General features: G+C 60.2%; 14 protein-coding genes and 1 pseudogene. 10 read left to right on the top strand and 5 right to left on the bottom strand.

Features of this window, described 5'->3' with window-relative positions:
* The first annotated feature begins 87 nt into the window (after positions 1-87).
* The 8 genes from BLR20_RS15425 to BLR20_RS15390 all read left to right on the top strand — a co-directional run bounded on the left by BLR20_RS15425 (position 88) and on the right by BLR20_RS15390 (position 8680).
* Complete coding sequence (locus tag BLR20_RS15425; protein WP_054994364.1) at positions 88-462, top strand: hypothetical protein; 375 nt, start codon at positions 88-90, stop codon at positions 460-462.
* Positions 463-549: 87 nt separating this feature from the next.
* The gene (gene cpdA / locus BLR20_RS15420) at positions 550-1356 is read left to right on the top strand and encodes a 3',5'-cyclic-AMP phosphodiesterase (protein ID WP_032615432.1); all 807 of its coding nucleotides are present in this window, start codon (positions 550-552) and stop codon (positions 1354-1356) included.
* 88 nt (positions 1357-1444) lie between these two features.
* Positions 1445-2062, top strand: coding sequence for a YqiA/YcfP family alpha/beta fold hydrolase (locus tag BLR20_RS15415; RefSeq protein ID WP_010439396.1), 618 nt, complete (start codon positions 1445-1447; stop codon positions 2060-2062).
* A gap of 76 nt (positions 2063-2138) precedes the next feature.
* Positions 2139-4043, top strand: a complete 1905-nt coding sequence (gene parE, locus BLR20_RS15410) for a DNA topoisomerase IV subunit B (RefSeq protein ID WP_054994365.1) — start codon at positions 2139-2141, stop codon at positions 4041-4043.
* On the top strand, positions 4040-5017 hold the full coding sequence (locus BLR20_RS15405; RefSeq protein ID WP_054994366.1) for an esterase-like activity of phytase family protein: 978 nt from the start codon (positions 4040-4042) through the stop codon (positions 5015-5017). The genes parE and BLR20_RS15405 overlap by 4 nt, the downstream gene beginning before the upstream one ends.
* Positions 5018-5055: 38 nt before the next feature.
* Entirely contained in the window at positions 5056-5535 is a 480-nt protein-coding gene (locus tag BLR20_RS15400) for a retropepsin-like aspartic protease family protein (RefSeq protein ID WP_162235681.1), read from the top strand.
* Positions 5536-5545: 10 nt separating this feature from the next.
* On the top strand, positions 5546-7801 hold the full coding sequence (parC, locus tag BLR20_RS15395) for a DNA topoisomerase IV subunit A (RefSeq protein WP_054994368.1): 2256 nt from the start codon (positions 5546-5548) through the stop codon (positions 7799-7801).
* 183 nt (positions 7802-7984) lie between these two features.
* Positions 7985-8680, top strand: coding sequence for a PqiC family protein (locus BLR20_RS15390; protein ID WP_032615424.1), 696 nt, complete (start codon positions 7985-7987; stop codon positions 8678-8680).
* Between the two features lie 472 nt (positions 8681-9152).
* Here the strand turns inward: BLR20_RS15390 and BLR20_RS15380 are convergent, their stop codons facing one another.
* Positions 9153-10700: a HAMP domain-containing protein gene (locus tag BLR20_RS15380; protein WP_054994370.1), complete on the bottom strand. Its 1548-nt coding sequence runs from the start codon at positions 10698-10700 to the stop codon at positions 9153-9155.
* Between the two features lie 130 nt (positions 10701-10830).
* Here BLR20_RS15380 and serB point away from each other — a divergent pair, with 130 nt between their 5' ends.
* The gene (gene serB, locus BLR20_RS15375) at positions 10831-12045 is read left to right on the top strand and encodes a phosphoserine phosphatase SerB (protein ID WP_054994371.1); all 1215 of its coding nucleotides are present in this window, start codon (positions 10831-10833) and stop codon (positions 12043-12045) included.
* Between the two features lie 66 nt (positions 12046-12111).
* Here the strand turns inward: serB and BLR20_RS15370 are convergent, their stop codons facing one another.
* The 4 genes and pseudogenes from BLR20_RS15370 to BLR20_RS15360 all read right to left on the bottom strand — a co-directional run bounded on the left by BLR20_RS15370 (position 12112) and on the right by BLR20_RS15360 (position 17570).
* The gene (locus tag BLR20_RS15370) at positions 12112-13896 is read right to left on the bottom strand and encodes a hypothetical protein (RefSeq protein WP_054994372.1); all 1785 of its coding nucleotides are present in this window, start codon (positions 13894-13896) and stop codon (positions 12112-12114) included.
* 254 nt (positions 13897-14150) lie between these two features.
* Positions 14151-15014: an archaetidylserine decarboxylase gene (asd, locus tag BLR20_RS28130; RefSeq protein WP_032615509.1), complete on the bottom strand. Its 864-nt coding sequence runs from the start codon at positions 15012-15014 to the stop codon at positions 14151-14153.
* A 162-nt stretch (positions 15015-15176) separates the two neighbouring features.
* Positions 15177-15989, bottom strand: a pseudogene (locus BLR20_RS28125) (rhodanese-like domain-containing protein); the annotation flags it as partial.
* Between the two features lie 45 nt (positions 15990-16034).
* On the bottom strand, positions 16035-17570 hold the full coding sequence (locus BLR20_RS15360) for an HDOD domain-containing protein (protein WP_054994373.1): 1536 nt from the start codon (positions 17568-17570) through the stop codon (positions 16035-16037).
* 207 nt (positions 17571-17777) lie between these two features.
* Between BLR20_RS15360 and motA the strand changes: the two genes are divergently transcribed.
* Positions 17778-18629, top strand: coding sequence for a flagellar motor stator protein MotA (motA, locus tag BLR20_RS15355; protein ID WP_005736865.1), 852 nt, complete (start codon positions 17778-17780; stop codon positions 18627-18629).
* Position 18630 lies beyond the last annotated feature (1 nt).

The following is an 18630-nucleotide window of genomic DNA, read 5'->3' as shown; positions in this document are numbered from 1 at the left end:
GTAGGTTGTTTCTGAAAATAACCCGGCACCTTGGATTTGAAACCCAATGCCTTACATTCGACCTGAATTGATTTGCAGGTATAACGAATGAGTTACTTAGGCACTCCTCGACGTCAGTTAGCGTGCTTCGCGGGAATCACTTTCAGCCTTTTCAGCTATATCGAGGTGATAACCCTGACAGGCAGCGCTCTGCGTGGGGAGCACTCCCTGTATATGGCCATTATCGGAGCGGTCATCGGTATTCTGTCTTTGAGGCTCATGCCGTGGATCGTTCATCTGGCTGGATTGGCAGGAATGATTCTTGGTGTTGCCCTTGAGCTTTTGCTGGCGGTATATCTCTGGCCCGGAATGCCTTATGAGCGCGTGTTGAGCTATCTCTTGGGTGCGGGACTTGCAGGCATGGTGTCGGCCGGACTTATTGCTTCGATTGTGCTCAAGCACCGAGCGAATCAGCAAATGTGACCAAATGCTCGTCCGCACGCACATTCCCGGTTTACCCGCTCGTTGCCGCATCACATAATCGCGCTGAATCCTCTCTGGGAGACGGTCTTGCCGAGCGCAGCCCTTTCGTCGTCAGTTTTGCTGGTGCAGATATCCGATAGCCACTTGTTTGCCGAGGCGGACGAGGCGTTGTTGGGCATGAGCACGCGGGACAGTCTGGAAAAAGTCGTTGACCGAGTGCTGGTCGAGCAGCCGCACATCGATCTTGTGGTCGCCAGCGGCGATATCTCGCAGGACGGCAGTGTCGAGTCTTACGAAGCGTTTCGTCGGATAAGCGGGCGGATCGACGCGCCAGCGCGCTGGTTTGCCGGTAATCACGACGAGCTGCCGCAGATGGAGCAGGTTGCGCAGCAAAATGGGTTGCTCGACCCGGTGGTGGACATCGGCCAGTGGCGGGTGACGCTGCTGGATTCGGCGGTGCCCGGTTCGGTGCCGGGTTTTCTCGCGGAGACGCAATTGCAGTTGCTGGAGCAGTCGCTGAGCGAAGCGCCTGACCGGCATCACCTGGTCTGCCTGCACCATCATCCGGTCGCGATTGGTTGTGAATGGATGGCGCCGATCGGTTTGCGCAATGCCGATGCGTTGTTTGCCGTGCTCGATCGTTTTCCGCAGGTTCGCGCCATACTGTGGGGGCATGTGCATCAGGAGTTTGATCAGATGCGTAACGGCGTGCGCTTGCTCGCCTCGCCGTCTACCTGTATTCAGTTCGCGCCGGGCAGTGTGGATTTCAAGGTAGACACCACGGCGCCGGGCTATCGCTGGTTGCGACTGCATGACGACGGACGGCTGGAAACGGCTGTTTCCCGAGTGGTCGGCCTGGAGTTCGAGGTCGATTACGGCGGCACCGGCTATTGAATGAGCAGGCGGATACGTTTCCTGTGAGGTGCTGTAGCGTAAGTCCCTGTAAACTACACGGCTTTGCCTTGCACCCGGGAGCGACAGCGTGACGAGCGACACACCTTCACTGCTATATATCCATGGCTTGAACAGCTCGGCCCTGTCGAGAAAGGCCTGTCAGCTGAGCGCGCTGATGAAGTTCCTGGGGCTGGCTGATCGTCTGCAAGTCCCTGAACTGCATCATCATCCGCGTCAGGCCATGCTCCAGCTTGAGACGGCTATCACGGCGCTGGGACGGCCATTGCTGGTCGGCAGCTCCCTCGGCGGCTACTATGCGACTCATTTGGCGCAGCGGCACGGCCTCAAGGCGGTGTTGATCAACCCTGCGGTCAATCCACATCAGCTGTTCGACGGGTTTCTCGGCGTGCAACAGAACCTGTACACCGGCGAGCAGTGGCAGTTGACCGAAGATCATATTCGGGCGCTGGCCGAGCTGGAAGTTCCCGCGCCACAGGATCCGCAGCAGTTTCAGGTATGGCTGCAGACCGGTGACGAGACGCTCGATTATCGTCGCGCCGAGAAGTTTTACCGCAGCTGCGCCTTGCGCATTCAGGCGGGCGGCGACCACAGCTTTCAGGGCTTTGCCGAGCACATGCCAGCACTGCTGACCTTTGCCGGATTTGCCCCCGATCTGTTGCAGAAGATCGATCTGTCGGCGCTGTAGGTGATCGATGCCCGGTCACATGAATGCAAGAACATTGAACCCCCGAAATTCCATGAAAGATTGATAACGAGAACCCATGGCCAATCCCAGCGCTAGCTCTTATAACGCAGACGCCATCGAAGTCCTCTCGGGCCTCGATCCGGTTCGCAAACGTCCGGGCATGTACACCGACACCTCGCGGCCTAACCACCTGGCTCAGGAAGTCATCGACAACAGCGTCGACGAAGCCCTGGCCGGTCACGCGCGTTCGGTACAGGTCATCCTTCATGCCGACAATTCGCTCGAAGTCTCCGATGACGGCCGCGGCATGCCGGTGGACATCCACCCGGAAGAAGGCGTGTCCGGCGTCGAGCTGATCCTCACCAAGCTTCACGCAGGCGGCAAGTTCTCCAACAAGAACTATCAGTTCTCCGGCGGCCTGCACGGCGTGGGCATTTCCGTGGTCAACGCGCTGTCCACTCAGGTTCGGGTGCGGGTCAAGCGTGATGGCAACGAATATGAAATGACCTTCGCTGACGGCTACAAGGCCACCGAGCTGGCGGTCGTCGGCACCGTTGGCAAGCGCAATACCGGGACCAGCGTCTATTTCGCCCCCGATCCGAAGTATTTCGATACACCGAAGTTTTCCGTCAGCCGTCTCAAGCATGTCCTCAAGGCCAAGGCGGTTCTGTGCCCGGGCCTGCTGGTCAGCTTCGAAGACGAATCCAGCGGCGAGAAAGTCGAGTGGCATTACGAAGACGGCCTGCGCTCCTACCTGCAGGACTCGGTCACCGAGTTCCTGCGCCTGCCGGACGAGCCGTTCTGCGGCAGCTTCACCGGTAACAAGGAGGCGGTCGACTGGGCGCTGCTCTGGCTGCCCGAAGGGGGCGACAGTGTTCAGGAAAGCTACGTCAACCTGATCCCGACCGCGCAGGGCGGCACCCACGTGAACGGCTTGCGCCAGGGCTTGCTGGATGCCATGCGCGAGTTCTGCGAGTTCCGCAACCTGTTGCCGCGTGGTGTGAAGCTGGCCCCGGAAGACGTCTGGGAGCGCATTGCTTTCGTCCTGTCGATGAAAATGCAGGAGCCGCAGTTCTCCGGGCAGACCAAAGAGCGTCTGTCGTCCCGTGAAGCGGCGGCCTTCGTCTCGGGTGTGGTCAAGGACGCGTTCAGCCTGTGGCTAAACACGCACTCCGAGCTGGGTCTGCAGTTGGCCGATCTGGCGATCAACAACGCCGGTCGTCGTCTCAAGGCGAGCAAAAAGGTCGAGCGCAAGCGCATCACCCAAGGGCCGGCGTTGCCGGGCAAGCTGGCCGACTGTGCCGGACAGGACCCGGCACGCTCCGAACTGTTTCTGGTCGAGGGTGATTCTGCCGGTGGCTCCGCCAAGCAGGCACGCGACAAGGAATTCCAGGCGATCCTGCCGCTGCGCGGCAAAATCCTCAACACCTGGGAAGTGGACGGCGGCGAAGTGCTCGCCAGTCAGGAAGTCCACAACATTGCCGTGGCCATCGGCGTTGACCCCGGCGCAGCCGATATCAGCCAGCTGCGTTACGGCAAGATCTGCATCCTGGCCGACGCCGACTCGGATGGTCTGCACATTGCGACGCTGCTGTGTGCCTTGTTCGTGCAGCACTTCCGCCCGCTGGTCGACGCCGGGCACGTGTATGTCGCCATGCCGCCGCTGTACCGGATCGACCTGGGCAAGGAAATCTACTACGCGCTCGACGAAGCCGAGCGTGACGGAATCCTTGACCGTCTGGTCGCTGAAAAGAAACGTGGCAAGCCGCAGGTCACCCGATTCAAGGGCCTGGGTGAGATGAACCCGCCGCAGTTGCGCGAAACCACCATGGACCCGAACACCCGGCGCCTGGTACAGCTCACGCTGGATGATTTCGCGGCCACCTCGGAAATGATGGACATGCTGCTGGCGAAGAAGCGTGCAGGTGATCGCAAGTCCTGGCTCGAGTCGAAGGGCAACCTTGCCGAGGTCCTGACTTGATACGAGCCTGGCTCGCCGCCCTGATCCTGATTGCCGGGCCGGTTGTCGCTGCGCCGTTCGAGGCCCTGAAGCTGCAATCCGAGCACCCGGTAGATGACATGGCCGGTGGCAATCTGTCAGGTCTGGCAATGTGCAACGGCCAGTTGTGGACCGTGTCCGACCGTGACGACGATGTGCTGTACAGCCTGGATGTGTCGCAAGACACCTGGAAGGCTCAGTCACATCACATTGACGCACCGTCTCCGCAAAGCTATCTGCCATTGAAGTTGCGTTTCATGGCGGGGCTTTCCGCGCTTGTACGCGGCGGCAGTCTGGATTTCGAGGGTGTCAGCTGCGATGCAGCCGGCAATCGCTATCTGGTCAGTGAGGCTTATGGCGCAGTGCTCAAGGTTCCGGTCAGCGGCAAACCGTTCTGGCTGGATTTGCCGCAAGCGCTGGTGGATCAGGCGCAGGCTCAGGGCATGTTGCAGCGTTTCAACGCGATTTTCGAAGGGATTGCCGTGAATCCTGCGGGCGACCGTCTCTGGCTGGCGGCCGAACGCGAGAAGCGCGGCTTGCTGGTGGTGCAACGCAACAAGGAGCAGTGGTCCTGCGGGCAGAACTGCGTGCTGCTGTCCGAGTCCGGTCTGGATGCGTTGCCGCCGGAGCAGGGCAGCAAAAAGGTGTCGACGGACTTTTCCGATGTGTCGTTGTACAACGGCAAGCTGTTCACGCTGGAACGCGCGGTGTATCGCATCTGTCGGCGTGATATCGAGACCGGACAGGTCGAGCGTTGCTGGTCGTTCGCCAAGGAGGCCATGGTGCCGTCGCGTCGTTACGATCAACCCTACGGCCTGACCGAGGCGCTGGTGGTGGACGAGAAGGGCGCGTGGGTCGGCATCGACAATAACTTCGGTGTGCGTGCCGACGGTGAGAAACGCCCGATCGTCTGGCGTTTCGCGACACCCGAGGCGGGCTGGAGCGCCGGGCAGTGAGCGACGTGCAGCCCGGCAAGCGCGCTGGCAAGGTGCTGATGATCGTGGTCTGGGCGGCCGGTCTGTTTCTCGCGACGCGCTTTTTCGGCGATTGGGAAGACCGGCAGCAGAACCCCAATGCCGTGGTTACCTCGCAACACGGTGACGGCTATATAGAAGTGCAGCTGGCAGGTAATCGTCAGGGGCACTTCGTCACCACCGGCCAGATCAACGGTCGGACAGTGGAGTTCATGATCGACACCGGGGCGACCGATGTGGCCGTACCCGGTGATATGGCTGACCGTCTGGGGCTCAAGCGTGGCTTTCCGGTCACGGTCAGCACGGCCAATGGCAACAGTCAGGGTTTTCGAACCACGCTTGACCGCTTGCAACTGGGCGATATCGTCCTGACCAATGTGCGTGCCCTGGTGGCACCCGGTCTGGACGGTGAACAGGTGCTGCTGGGTATGAGCGCAATGAAACAACTCGAATTCACACAGCGTGGCGGCAATTTGCTGCTGCGCCAGTCAACGAAATAATGAGGCCCGCATGAGCGACTCCCTTGACCTCAGCCTGGATGGTGTAGAACGCCGATCGTTGGCTGACTTCACCGAACAGGCCTACCTAAACTACTCCATGTACGTGATCATGGACCGTGCCTTGCCGCATATCGGTGATGGCCTGAAGCCTGTTCAGCGACGCATTATCTACGCGATGAGCGAACTGGGCCTGGGTGCCGACGCCAAGCACAAGAAGTCGGCGCGCACCGTCGGCGACGTGCTCGGCAAGTTCCACCCGCACGGCGACTCGGCCTGTTACGAGGCGATGGTGCTGATGGCTCAGCCGTTCAGCTACCGCTACACGCTGGTGGACGGGCAGGGCAACTGGGGTGCGCCGGATGATCCCAAATCCTTTGCGGCCATGCGCTACACCGAGGCGCGTCTGTCGCGCTACTCGGAAGTCCTGCTCAGTGAATTGGGCCAGGGCACCGCTGACTGGGTGCCGAACTTTGACGGCACCCTGGACGAGCCCGCGGTGTTGCCGGCACGTTTGCCGAACATCCTGCTCAATGGCACTACCGGCATTGCCGTCGGTATGGCTACCGATGTGCCGCCGCATAACCTGCGCGAAGTCGCCAGCGCCTGCGTTCGTCTGCTGGACGATCCCAAGGCCACGGTTCCCGAGCTGTGCGAGCACATTCTGGGGCCGGACTATCCGACCGAAGCGGAAATCATCACGCCGCGTGCCGACCTGCTGAAAATCTACGAGACCGGGCGTGGCTCGGTGCGCATGCGCGCGGTTTATCGCATCGAAGATGGCGACATCATCGTCACCTCACTGCCGCATCAGGTGTCCGGTGCCAAGGTGCTGGAACAGATCGCCGCGCAGATGCAGGCCAAGAAGTTGCCGATGGTTGCCGACCTGCGCGACGAGTCGGACCACGAAAACCCTTGCCGTATCGTGATCATCCCGCGCTCCAATCGGGTTGAGATGGACGAACTGATGCAGCATCTGTTCGCGACCACCGAGCTGGAATCCAGTTACCGGGTGAACATCAACATCATCGGTCTGGATGGCAAGCCGCAGCTCAAGAACCTCAAGACGCTGCTCGGCGAATGGCTGACGTTCCGTATCGGTACGGTGCGTCGCCGTCTGCAATTCCGTCTGGACAAGGTCGAGCATCGTCTGCACCTGTTGGACGGTTTGCTCACGGCTTACCTGAATCTGGACGAAGTGATTCACATTATCCGTACCGCCGAGCATCCGAAGGCGGAGCTGATCGCGCGTTTCGATCTGTCGGAAATTCAGGCCGACTACATCCTAGACACCCGCCTGCGTCAGCTGGCGCGTCTGGAAGAAATGAAGCTGCGCAGCGAGCAGGACGCCTTGCGCAAAGAGCAGGCCAAGCTTCTGGCGTTGCTGAGCAGCGAGTCCAAGCTGCGCAAGCTGGTGCGTGCCGAGCTGATCGCCGACGCTGAAACCTATGGCGACGACCGTCGTTCGCCCATCGTTGCGCGTGCTGAAGCCAAGGCGCTGTCTGAAAACGAACTGATGCCCACCGAGCCGGTGACTGTGGTCCTGTCGGAAAAAGGCTGGGTACGCTGTGCCAAGGGCCACGACATCGATGCTACCGGGCTTTCCTATAAGGCGGGGGACGGCTTCAAGACCTCGTCCATCGGCCGCTCCAATCAGTTCGCCGTGTTCATCGACTCGACCGGGCGCAGTTATTCGGTTGCGGCTCACACCCTGCCGTCTGCTCGAGGCCAGGGCGAGCCGCTGACGGGCAAGCTGCAACCGCCACCAGGCGCGACCTTCGAATGCGTATTGCTGCCGGAAGATGATGCGTTGTACGTGATCGCGTCGGATGCCGGTTATGGTTTTGTCGTCAAAGGCGAAGACCTGCAAGCCAAGAACAAGGCGGGCAAGGCGCTGCTGAGCCTGCCGGCCGGGGCGAAAGTCATCCTGCCTCGCCCCGTGCCCGATCGTGAGCAGAACTGGCTGGCGGCGGTGACCACCGAAGGCCGCCTGCTGGTGTTCAAGATCAGCGATTTGCCGCAGTTGGGCAAAGGCAAGGGCAACAAGATCATCGGTATTCCGGGTGAGCGGGTAGCCAGTCGTGAAGAGTATGTGACTGATCTTGCAGTGATCGGACAAGGCGCTACGCTGGTACTTCAGGCGGGTAAACGAACGCTGTCGCTGAAGCCAGAAGACCTCGAACATTACAAGGGTGAGCGCGGCAGACGTGGCAATAAACTGCCAAGGGGCTTCCAGAGGGTTGATGCATTATTGGTGGAAAATAGCTGAAAACATTGATCTGGCACCAAGGTTCTTCGTTTTGCCATGAAGTACGATGCATAATCGCTGGAGTCATGGTGCATATTCACGGATGATATGGGGTCTTGGGGTGCATGCGTGGCTCAGTGCCTGCATGGGTCTTGAAAGTACTAATACTGTGGCCTGTCTCTGGACGGCCACCTGGATGGGACGATGAATTTTCTACGCCTTCCCTTGATCCTGCTGATGACTGGCGTTCTGGGTCTGGCTGGTTGCAGTGTGCACCAGCCGACCGCGCTTTATCAGCTCGATAGTGGTGAGCCTGGTCAGCCGAAACAGAGTAGTGGTCTGGCAGTATTGCTGGGTCCTGTTTCGGTGGCCGACTATCTGCAACGCGAAACCCTGCTGCAACGCCAGCCTGACGGTACCTTGACTGCCTCGTCCGATGGACGCTGGGCGGGTAACCTGTCTTCGGATATCGACCAGTTGCTCTTGCGTCAGCTGGCCTGGAAGCTGGACAGCCAGCGCGTCGTCATGGCGCCTGCGACGGCCAGCTTCACGCCCGATGTTCAGGTCGTGCTGTCCATCACCCGTTTGGACTCCGGTGCCAAACAGCCCGCGGTACTGGACGCGCAATGGCGACTTCTTGACCGCAAGGGTCATGTCCGTGACAGCCGGCTTGTCCACCTTGAACAAGTCCATGCCGGCAGCTCTGCCGATCAGGTCAAGGCCCAGGGCATGCTGTTGCAGCGCCTGGCTGATCAGGTCAGCACGGCGATCAAGCCGATTTCCTGGCAGGCGCTCGAGGAGCCGAAGAAAACGCCTGTCGCCAAGGCCAAAGAGCCTGACAAGCCAAGAATTCCACTGGCTTCCCCCATACGTACCGATCTTGAAGTGTTCCGCTTCTAGGATTGGCCCAACAAAAAGCCCGCAGCGATGCGGGCTTTTTGTTGGGCGCTCTTCTCTGGTTCTCACACCCAGGCGTTCCTGACGTACTGCACAGTCAGGATAGGACGCAGAGCGTCCAGAGCGGCATGCCCACGCGGAGCATGGGCACGATGGTGATCTTGCGGGCACCTGTCATTCCTCACGCCCCGCGTGGGAATGCACTTCTTGACGCTCGGCGTCAACTGTTTGCGCCGGGCCAGGTTAGTCAGGATCTGATGCAGAGCGTCCGGAACGGAATGCCTACGCTGGAGCATGGGCACGACGGTGATCTTGTGGACACCTATCGTTCCTCACGCTCCGCGTGGGAATGCAGTTCGTGACGCTCTGCGTCACCTAATTGCGCCGGACCAGATCAGTCAGGATAGGACGCCGAGCGCCCAGAGCGGCGTGCCCATGCAGAGCATGGGCACGAGAGAAGAGTATACGGAGGAGATCAGGCCTTGTTGGACTCGTGCATGCGCGCCAACTGGCGTTCGAGCATCGACGGGTAGGGCTCCATCAGGCGTTCTACGCAGCAGGCCCCTTCCGGGCTGGCGATCGGGCGGATGCGGGCGCGTTGTCGGATCAACGGGTCGTCGTTGATGCGGCGTTCGACCAACAGCAGGTTGCGGCTGTGCTGAGACAGCGCCAGTGCGTCCTGCGCCGTTTCAGTCAGCAACAGGTCGATCTGGCTCAGACCACTCAAGCCTTCGCCCAGCGTAAGGCCCAGTTGCAGTTGCAAGGTGATGCCGCTGTCGGCCACCTCGATCTGCAAGGCGTGACTGAGTGCGCGCAACAGCTCACCGCAGCAGATTGCGTTGGTCAGGTAGTCATCACCGCTTTCGTGACTGTGGAACAGCATCAGCGTGCTGCCGTCATTCAGCGTATGCAGCTCGCTTTCATACAATGACGCAGCCTGATCGAGGCAGTCGCGGTAGCGTTGCAGCAATTCGGTCAGGCGTGCGCGCGGCAGGCGGCGCAATTGATCCTGCGCACCCAGCTGCACGGCCAGCACTGCACTGTTGTGCGGTTCGACCGGCGCTACCGAGGCAGACACGGGGCGAACGGCTGGCGAGTTGTCCGAGTGGTCGCGCAGATCGGCGAACGGATCGTCATCGTCGTCTTCATCTTCATCTTCCTCGGCAACGATGCGGCGCTGCACCGGTGGTGCCGGCAAGCGCGGTTTTGCTTCGCTGTTGCGTGCCGAAACCGGTGGCGCAGGCTTCTCTTCCGGCTCCAGATAAGGATCTTCGCTGTCGTCTTCCTCGCCCTCATACTCGGGCTCGGGCAGCGGTTCTGGCTCCGGCACCGGCGGCGCGAACGAGGTGCGCAGCTGCCGCGCCAGATCGCCGATTTCATCCTGGCGATCAGTGGCTGGTGTGTACGGGTCAATATCGCGCAGCCAGATACGCATCTGCATCAATGGCGTGGAGATGTGACGGCCAAGGCGCAGGCTCAATGCCAGCGCCAGCGCCAGCAGGATACCGGCCAGAATGCCCATGCTTTGCAGGCTGATGGTCATCGGCTGCTGGAACTGCGACATGTCGAGGCTGATGCGCAGATGGCCTGCCATCACGTCCTGGAACGTGATCTTGATTTCATACAGGCCCTGAGCTTCCCCCAGTAGCCCGTTTTTCGGGCGCTGACCGGCCTCCGCGAGGATGCGGTTATCCACACTGTAGATAGCGGCATGCGCTACCAGTGGATTCTTGACCAGATTGCCCAGCAGCACGTTGAGACTGAGGATGTCGTTGGACACCAACAGCTCGGTAGCCGAGGTGGCGGTCTGGGTGGTCAGGGCCTGCCCCAGCGCATCAGCCTGTTCATGCATGGCCTGCTTGAACTGCAGGCCCATGACACCGGCGTAGATCACCAGCGCCAAAGCGACCAGGATCACGTTATGGCTGGCAATGCGCAAAGCGATCGGTACACGGCGATGACGCAGGGCACGAAAGATGAGCAGGAAGAAATTATCGGTTTTAACGGGCGTGGGCCGGTTCACAGAGCACGGCTCTTTCGGTGAAGTTGTCGCGCAGTATAACGAGCGACCCAGTGGCGGCAAAGCGCTGCCTGTGCCCGGTGGTCACTGAATGTGGTTAGAATGCGGTTTTTTTCCACTGCGGGGGTGCGCCTTGCGCGAAATCGTCCTGATTAACATCACTGGTGTCGACCGTCCCGGTCTCACTGCAGCCATCACCGGCGTTCTCGCTCAGGGTGGCGTGAACATTCTCGATATTGGTCAGGCGGTGATCCACGACACCCTGTCGTTCGGCATCCTGGTTGAAATTCCGGATACCGTGCAGGGATCCTCGGTGCTCAAGGACATCCTGTTCACCGCCTACGAACTGGATCAGCAAGTCCGTTTCACTGCGGTGTCCGAAACCGATTATCAGCATTGGGTCGAAGGCCAGGGCAAGGCGCGTCACATTGTTACGCTGCTGACCCGCAAGGTCACGGCCGAGCAATTGCAGTGTGTCAGCGCTATCACTGCCAAGTATGGACTGAATATCGATCAGATCGATCGTTTGTCCGGTCGCATGCCGCTCGACACCCCGGCCGACAAGGGCAAGGGCTGCATCGAGTTCACCGTACGCGGCGAGCCTGCCGACCCGAAGGCCATGCAGGCCGAATTCCTCGCGGTTGCGCAGGATCTCAACGTCGATATCGCATTCCAGCAGGACTCGCTGTTCCGTCGTAATCGGCGCCTGGCGGTGTTCGACATGGATTCGACCCTCATTGAGGCCGAAGTCATCGATGAGCTGGCCAAGGCCGCAGGCGTCGGCGAGCAGGTTTCCGAGATTACCGAACGTGCCATGCGCGGCGAACTGGATTTCAGCGAAAGCTTCAAGGAGCGCCTGGCCCTGCTCAAGGGCCTCGATGTGAGCGTGCTGGATGAAATCGGCGCGTCTCTGCGTCTGACCGAAGGCGCTGAAACGCTGTTCTCCGAGCTCAAGCGGCTGGGTTACAAGACGGCGATTCTGTCGGGTGGCTTCACCTATTTTGCCAAGCAGCTGCAAGCAAAGCTGGGCATCGATTACGTTTTTGCCAATGAGCTGGAAGTGGTTGACGGCAAGGTGACCGGCGTAGCGGTCGAGCCGATCGTCAATGCGCAGCGCAAGGCCGATCTGTTGCGCGAACTGGCCCACAACGAAGGTTTGAGCCTGGAGCAGACCATCGCGGTCGGCGACGGTGCCAATGACCTGCCGATGCTGGCTATTGCCGGTTTGGGTGTCGCGTTTCGCGCCAAGCCACTGGTCAAGCAATCGGCCAAACAGGCCATTTCGACGCTGGGACTCGATGGCGTGCTGTATCTGTTGGGTTTCCGCGATCGCGAAGGAAAGCGCTGACGCTCAGGCCGTCGTGTTCTGCCCCTGATTGCAGGGGGCAAATTGCGACGGCTGTCGCAGTGACCGTTACAGCGTGCCCCACAAGGAATCGAATTCCTGATCCGGCCTGGTCTTTTCGCTCTCGGCGGCTTTCGGGGCGTCGTACATCTGATACTCGAACTGATTGTAACTGGCGCTGCTGACCTGCCGGTTGCTCAGTGAGGCGCGACGCTCTTCACCACCGACATTGATCATTACCTTGTTGCCTTCCTGAAACGGCAGGCGCGGTGCGAGCACGGTGGGCGGTTTTTCCATGGCGCGAACTTCCGGCAGCATCAGGGTTCGCAGGTACTGGCTGTTCTGCTGTTCGCGAATAAGCTGCATGCCGCACGGCTGAGCAAACGGGGCGATCAGTTCGATCCCCATCTGTGTACCACCGCTGCGTACCTGACGGATCCAGCGCACCATGGCAATGCTCCAGCCCTGGCCTGCGTCATCCTGAATGCCCACCAGTTCGCCAGCTTGCAACTGCTGAGGCACGTCCTTCTGCCATGCCAGGCAGTAACCGCCCGGGCTGTGGTTGACGATATTCAGGTCGAAAGTCGGAAACGTATGCTGGCCGTTGGAAAGCGATTCGCTGTCGCCGTCGTTTTTCGGGTATTCGATCTCTTCGTAGGGCAGCAGGACGGATGAGGTCTTGCCGCGCTGAGTATCAAAAGCAGAGGCCCACGGATCGTCTGCGTCATCATTGGCCATCTTCAACGAAAAACTCGCTGCACTGGTGGCGCTGTTCAATTGCAACAGCTCGCTGAACGACTTCTGGCCGGCGACATAGAAATGCAGCGCGCTCATACCGATGCACAGTTTCAACGTGCCCTTGCCGGGAGTGCGTTGAAAGGTGCGTTCGGCCACATCACCCCAGGCGACCGCCAGATGTTGCAGCAGGTCAGTGTTGATACCGGTTGGAATCAGCAGCGGCGAGGGCGTGCGCTGATCATCCGGCAGGGCCAGGTACTGATTGATCGCTTCCGCCAGCGCGAAGGTATTGATACCCAGCAGCCGTGGAGATTGTTCGTCGTTGAACAGGGTGCGATACAGCGGCGGTTTGTCGACTGTCGGGTCCAGGGCGAACAGGCTGCTTTCCGTGGCGGGCGAATGCAGTCTGACTAGCGGGCTCCAGGCCTCCAGCGCGTCGGCCAGTTTGCCGATGTTCAACTGACGCATCTGATTGCAGCGCGAACAGCCCATCAGCAGCGCGATCACGTAGGTCTGTTCCACGCTAAGCACTTTGCTGTGATGGGCCAGGGGTTCTTCGACCGGCGTATTGTGCAACTGGTACTGACGGGCAATCTGGTAGATCTGATGCAGTTCGAGCCACAGTCCGTCCTGAACGGGGCAGTAGAGCTGATTGGCGCGGATCAGCGGCCCGTTGAGCCCGTGTAATGCTCGTTGCAGTGCAGTGCTGAACAGCCCTGCCTGATCTCGGGTGTAGCGTGGGGCGACTTGCTGAATGATCTGTTTGTAACCGGTCGCCAGATGGTTTTGCAGCGCCTGGCAGAGGTTGGCAACCTTGCGTGGTCGCTCGTCCAGCACAATGGCCTGATTGAGAAAGTGACGTTCGAGGTGCTTGCAGACGAAGTACACCTCGGGCCGCAATAGCTCGAGCAATTGCAGGCGGTTTTCGCTCGGAGTGATCAACTGGTTCAGCTCGGTCAGCCCTTGATAGAGCTGTCGCGCCATTTCTCCGAGGTTCGCCTTGGGCAATCTGGAGATCCAGCGTTTGAGGTCGCGTGGGTTGGCTTCACTGAATGTCAGGCTCGACTGCGTCGGCGTGGGGGCACGCAATAGCAGAGGGAGGCTAAAATTACTCATGTGACAGGCAAACTCCAACAACTCACTGGCCCGGACGATGGCTTCATAGGGGGGCGAGGTTATCGCGCACCTGCGGTTTGCCGAGCATACGCCCATGAAAGTGCGAAGTATCCTACAGCATCAATCGTGCGACTTTACCAGTATAGGCATCGCTTCGCAGAAAATATGGCTCTAAGCCATTATCGTCCGGCGGCACGTTGCATGAGCGCCACTGTCCATCATCGGACACTCATGCATCGAGGCTCAGGCCGCCATCATGCCTGGGCCGGAACAGCCAGTGCCTGGCCCATTTGAACCTTGGAGCCAGCGGTCAGTTGTTCAGCCCATTTCACCTGACCTGGACCGAACAGCACGATGGCGGTAGAGCCCAGCTTGAACCGACCCATTTCGGCACCTTTTTCCAGGTGGATCGGTGCACGCGACGCTTCGTCGTAGCTGAACGTCTTCAGTTCACGCTTGGGCGGCGTGACCAGCCCGGCCCATACCGTTTCGACAGACGCCACGATCATCGCGCCCACCAGTACTACGGCCATGGGGCCGCGTTCGGTGTCGAACAGGCAGACCACTCGCTCGTTACGGGCGAACAGTTCGGGTACGTTTTCGGCCGTGGTCTGGTTGACCGAGAAGATGCGGCCCGGTACGTAGACCATTTCGCGCAGCGTGCCAGCCAGTGGCATGTGGACGCGGTGATAATCTTTCGGCGACAGGTAGACGGTCGCGAACTCGCCGCCCATGAACGGCGCCGACAGCTTGGGATCACCGCCGAGCAGTTCGAGCACGCTGAAACTGTGGCCCTTGGCCTGGAAGATCCGGCCGTGGTCGATGGAGCCCAACTGGCTGACGGCACCATCGGCTGGCGAAAGAATCGCGCCTGGCGTGGTATCGAGAGGGCGGGCGTCGGCTTTCAATGCCCGTGTGAAGAACGCGTTGAAGTGCTCGTAGGAAGTCAGGTCTTCGACCAGTGCCTGCGACATGTCCACCTGATAACGGCCGGCAAACCACGCGGTGAAAGCGTTTTTGAACCAGCGTACGCGGCATTCGGCAACGCAGCCTGCCAGTCGGGACAGCAGGTGGTGCGGCAGCAGGTATTGGCTGATGATGAACAAGCGGTCTTTCATTGAAGGTCCTGAGGATGAGTGTCCTGAATATTTCTGTGAGGTCCGTCCCGGTTCGGTGGCGCGGACCGGTTCGACGCGTTCGGCTGGTGCTGGGGCTGGCTGAGCAGGCGCTGCGGGTTGCGCGACTTCGACTGCCTCGGCCGGCGCGGCGGCCACATCCGGTACTGCTACCGGTGTCTCCGGGTGATTGCCCCATTCACCCCACGAGCCGGCATACGCCTTGACCCTTGGATAGCCCAGCGCCTTGGCCACCAGATAGGTGAAGCCCGAGCGGTGATGGGTCTGACAGTGAGTGATGATTTCCTTGTCGGGTGTGATGCCCAGGTCGCGAAGGATCTCCGGCATGTCCTGGCGAATACGCAGGTTGCGTGCCTTGTCCATGCCCGCCGTCCACTCGAAATTGACGGCGCCGGGTATGTGTCCGCCTTTGGCTGCGACCACTTTCTCGCCCGAATACTCGGTTGGCGCGCGGGCATCCCAGATCGCCAGGTCGGCGGCGCCCAGACGGCTTTGCAGGTACTCACGCGTGGCGGTAGGTTCGTCGTGCAGCGTCAGCGTTACCGGGGCATCGGCAGCAGGCGGAACGTCAGTGCTCAGCGGTAGCAATTGCGCTTCCCAGGCCAGCAGCCCACCGTCCAGGTAGTGATAACGGCTGTGGCCGATGACATCCAGCAGCCAGATGAAACGCCCGGCCCAGCCGCCGCCTTCGTCGTCGTAGACGACATAGACGGCGTCGGGGTTGTGGCCCAGCTCGCCGAACAAGTGCTCAAGACTGGCAGTGTCGGGCAGCAGGCCGGGGGCAGGAGGCTTGCCCAGTTGTGTACGTTTCGGATCGACGAAGCGGGCACCGCGAATGTGCCCGGCTTCGTAGCGAGCGCTGCTGGTCAGATCCACGAGGATCAGTTCCGGGGCGTCTAGACGCTCAAGCAGATCGTTGGGTTCGATGACCAGCGACAAGCCAGTGAATGCGGACATTTGCAGCCTCCGATGAAAGGAAAGGGGCGAATTGTACGCCAGGCCTCATGCTTTGCGATGACTAAAGATGCCCAGTGCCCGTTCAATACATTGCGCGGTTTTTCCGAATGCCTGAACGGAAATTTCCGACAAGGCCCCGCCGCCCTGGTCGGCGACCACCAGCAGCATCACTTTGCCGTTGTTGCTCAGCGAGCGAATCAGCCAGTGCTGGCCGCTGAACAGGGTTTTCAGCTGCGGCGGCAGCAGGGCGGCAAATTGCGCGCTGTTGGCGGGCGTCATGCGTAACTGCGTCGGCTGGGTCAGCAGGCGTTGCAGCACGGTGCTTTCCTTGATGAACAGCTGCAAGGCCGCGGCATCCTTCGGCAGTCCCGCAGTCTGATTGACGCGCAGCACAGTCGCGGTCTTGTCCAGCATCAGCAGCATGACCCGCTCCATGCCGCACGACATGAAGGCGTCGCGCGCCGAGGTGGTCAGGTGCATGGCGTTGATGAACGGGCTGGGATCCTGCAGCAGCTCGGCGCATTGCTTGCGCCACAGTTGCAGGGCGTCGGCCGATGGTGGTGGTGCAGGTTCATTGTCGCGCCTTACACGGCGCGCGTCCCAAGGCCAGATCAGCGATTCGGCCGGGTGCCAGAGGTCTTTTTCCGCATGGATGCGTGCGCTGCTGGCGGCATTCTGGTGCGCCTGTTGCTGTACTTCGCTGATCGACTGTTGCAGGTACAGGCTGGTCAGCCGTTCCCAGCGCAGGCAGTGCGGGCTGTTCCAGGCATTTTGCGCGGCCAGCGCCAGGCCATTGCCCAACAACACGGTATTGGCTGGCTGATTCAGCCAGCGTCGCAGGTTGGGGTTGTCGTCCATAAGTTGTTGCTGGTGCAGCGGGCTGTGTTCTTCGCGGGCGATGCGCAGCGCCTTGGCCAGATCGCGTCGCTCGTTGATCAACAGTTTATAACCGCGCGTGACCCAAATCGGCAGGCGCCAGAACTCGGCGAGTGCCAGGCACAATTCCAGCAGGTTGACGCCAAACAGCTCTTTTTCCACGGCAACGCTGGAGTGGCCTTTGTGAATAACCCGCAGTTCCAGTTCTTCAAGCAGCTTCGGATAGGCCAGCGCCATCGGCCACAGCGGCGACAGAAACAGCAAGCTGCCCATGTGGATGTCCTGCCAGAGTCGCGCAAGGCGGCTGGCAAACAGGCCGTTGGCCTGTTGCGTGGCGTGCTGGCTGACCAGAATCAGTTGGCGATAGGCCGCAGGAATGTCTTCGGGCGGTTTGGCCGGCAAACGGCCCAGAAGGACTTCGGTGCGCGCCAGACCCAGGCGGTTGATCGCAATTTCGAGGCTCTCGGCCTGCTCGGTCAAACCATGGGTGTGATGGTTGGCCTCGCGCATCACGCTCAGCACCAGCGCAGGACTTTCCTGCATCATTTCGGCGATTTCACGCAGCGAGCGACGACTGTCGTTCAGTGCGGCGCGAACGTGCCCATGATTGACGGCAGGGACCGGCAACGCGATGCCGTCAAGCAGTTTGACCCAGGCATCCAGCGTCTTCGGAACGAGGTGATGTGCGGCGTGTTCTGTCGGCATTCGAGGGCCTGTGCGGCTGATTATCTAAGCTGGGAAATCGCCAGCGTACGGGGCGCTGAGGCCATTTTCCTCCTTTTACGGAGGCGGATAAATGGGTTTTTCAAAAGAACCGGCTATAGTCTCGCCCAGTTAGGCCGATAAGGAGAAGAAGAGATTCAACAACTTCCGGACTGTCCCTGAACCCGACTCAGTAAAGTATTTTTTCCTATGGCTAAAATCATCGGCATCATTGTCGTTATCGCAAGTGTCCTCGGCGGATATGTGCTCTCCCATGGCAAGATCATGGCGCTGTTCCAGCCCTACGAGGTCTTGATTATCGGCGGTGCTGCACTGGGCGCGTTCCTCCAGGCCAACCCTGGCTACATGTTCATGCACGTGTTCAAGAAGTCGCTGAAGATGTTCGGTACGCGCTTCACTCATGCCTATTACCTCGAAGTGCTGGGGCTGGTCTACGAAATCCTCAACAAGAGCCGCCGTGAAGGCATGATGGCGATTGAAGGCGATATCGAAGACGCTGCCTCCAGCCCGATCTTCGCCAAATACCCGGGTGTCCTCAAGGATGAGCGCATGACTGCGTATATCTGCGACTACCTGCGCATCATGTCGTCCGGCAACATGGCCCCCCACGAGCTGGAAGGTCTGTTCGACATGGAACTGCTGAGCATGAAAGAAGAGCTCGAGCATCCATCCCACGCCATTACCGGTATCGCAGACGGTATGCCCGGCTTCGGTATCGTGGCTGCGGTACTGGGTATCGTGGTGACCATGGCATCGCTGGGTTCGGGCGACAAGGCTGCGATCGGTATGCACGTAGGTGCGGCGCTGGTCGGTACATTCTTCGGTATTCTCGCGGCCTACGGTTTCTTCGGTCCTCTGGCCACCAGCCTTGCGCACGATGCCAAGGAAGAAATGAACGTCTACGAGAGCATCAAAGCGTCGCTGGTGGCCTCGGCCTCCGGCATGCCGCCTTCGCTGGCTGTCGAGTTCGGCCGCAAGGTTCTCTATCCGCTGCATCGCCCCAGCTTCAGCGAGCTGGAACAAGCGGTTCGCGGTCGCTAAG

This window comes from Pseudomonas congelans, from assembly GCF_900103225.1.
Classification (GTDB): Bacteria; Pseudomonadota; Gammaproteobacteria; order Pseudomonadales; family Pseudomonadaceae; genus Aquipseudomonas; species Aquipseudomonas congelans.
Note: the sequence above shows the minus strand (reverse complement) of the source record. Positions and strands in the feature narration are given on the sequence as shown.